We start from the raw sequence: 1,487 nt of genomic DNA, 5'->3' as shown, positions 1-1,487 counted from the left end.
GGGTGGGGCGGGGGGGGTCCTCGCCGGGCCGGGGGGGGGGGGGGGGCCCCCCCCCCCCGCCGCCGCCCCCCCCCCCCCCCCCCCCCGGCCCCCCCCCCCCCCCCCGCCGGCCCCGGCCGCCCCCCCCCCCCGGCGGGTGGCTGCGGCCGGCCTGCCACCCGGCAGGCCGGCCGCCGGCCCGGTGTCCCGGCTGCGGCTGCGGCTACGGGGCCGCAGGTGTGTCGAGACCGGGGCCCGAGGGCTCGGGGGCATCGGTGCGGGCGGCGGCGCCGACGGCCGGACGCTGCTCCGGTGCGCGGGCGCCGAGCTCGTCGAGCATCTCCCGGGTGAAGCCGAAGTAGTACGTGGCCAGCAGGCCGGTGACGTACCCGGTCACCAGGCCGGCGGCGTAGACGGCCGCGCCGGCCCCGAAACCGCGTGAGCCGGTCAGCAGGGGGAACAGCGCCCAGCCGGAGGGGCCGATGGCGGTCGAGCCGACGGTGGTGCCCAGCTGGCCCAGCAGCCCCACGACGGCGCCGCCGCAGGCACCGCCGAGACAGGCCGTGACGAACGGGCGCCCGAGCGGGAGCGAGACCCCGTAGATCAGCGGCTCGCCGATGCCGAGGAACCCCGCGGGGAGTGCGGACCTGATGGTCGCCCGGATCGAGGCGTTGCCGCGCAGCCGCAGGTAGACGGCGACGGCGCAGCCGACCTGCCCGGCCCCGGCCATGGCGAGGATCGGCAGGAGCGTGGTGGAGCCCTGCTGCTGGATCAGGGTGGTGTGGACCGGGATCAGCGCCTGGTGGAGGCCGAGCATGACCAGCGGGAGGAACAGGCCCCCGAGCACCAGCCCGGCCAGGGCGCCGCCGTGGGACAGCAGCCAGGTGGCGAGGTCGCCGATCGCCGTGGAGACCTCTCCGGCGAGGAACATCAGGCCGAACAGGGTGACCAGGCCGCTGACGAGCACGGTGACCGTCGGTGTGAGCAGGACGTCGAGGGCGTCGGGCATCAGCCGCCGGGTCCGCCGTTCGACCTGGACCGCCAGCAGTGCGGCGGCGAGCGCTCCGATCACCCCGCCCTGGCCCGGCGCGAGGGGGTGGCCGAAGGCCTCCACCTTGGTGACCCCCGCGTAGACGATCACGCTGGCCACGGCACCGCCCAGCACGGGTGTGCCGCCGAACTCCTTCGCCGTGTTCCAGCCGACGAAGACGGCGAGCAGGGACATGAACCCCGAGGAGATCGCGGTGAGGGCCGGCACCAGCGCGGGGGCCCAACCGAGGTTGGCGAGCGCGCCGTTGACGCCGGCCACGATGCCGCAGCCGATCAACGCGGGGATCAGCGGCACGAAGACGTTCGCGATCCGGCGGAGCACGAGCCTGACCGGGGTCGCGCTCCTGGCCCGGGCCTCCGCCTTGGATCGAGCGGCACCGGATCCAGGGGCGGCTCAAGCACAGCCTGATCTCGGCGGCCGGCCCGCTGGAGAACCTGGTCTGCGCGGCGCTGCTACT

2 pseudogenes are annotated in these 1,487 nt (G+C 76.7%); one reads left to right on the top strand and one right to left on the bottom strand.

Annotation, left to right across the window (positions count from 1 at the left end):
* Nucleotides 1–202: 202 nt before the first annotated feature.
* Nucleotides 203–1,393 (bottom strand): annotated as a pseudogene (locus ABZ885_RS41035) (PTS transporter subunit EIIC); the annotation flags it as partial.
* Between ABZ885_RS41035 and ABZ885_RS41030 the strand changes: the two are divergent.
* Nucleotides 1,393–1,487 (top strand): annotated as a pseudogene (locus tag ABZ885_RS41030) (site-2 protease family protein); the annotation flags it as partial. The pseudogenes ABZ885_RS41035 and ABZ885_RS41030 sit on opposite strands and share 1 nt — an antisense overlap.

It is taken from the genome of Kitasatospora sp. NPDC047058 (assembly GCF_040643935.1).
In the GTDB taxonomy this organism is placed as follows: Bacteria; Actinomycetota; Actinomycetes; order Streptomycetales; family Streptomycetaceae; genus Kitasatospora.
The sequence above is the reverse complement of the archived record's forward strand: the minus strand, read 5'-3'. Positions and strand labels throughout refer to the sequence as shown.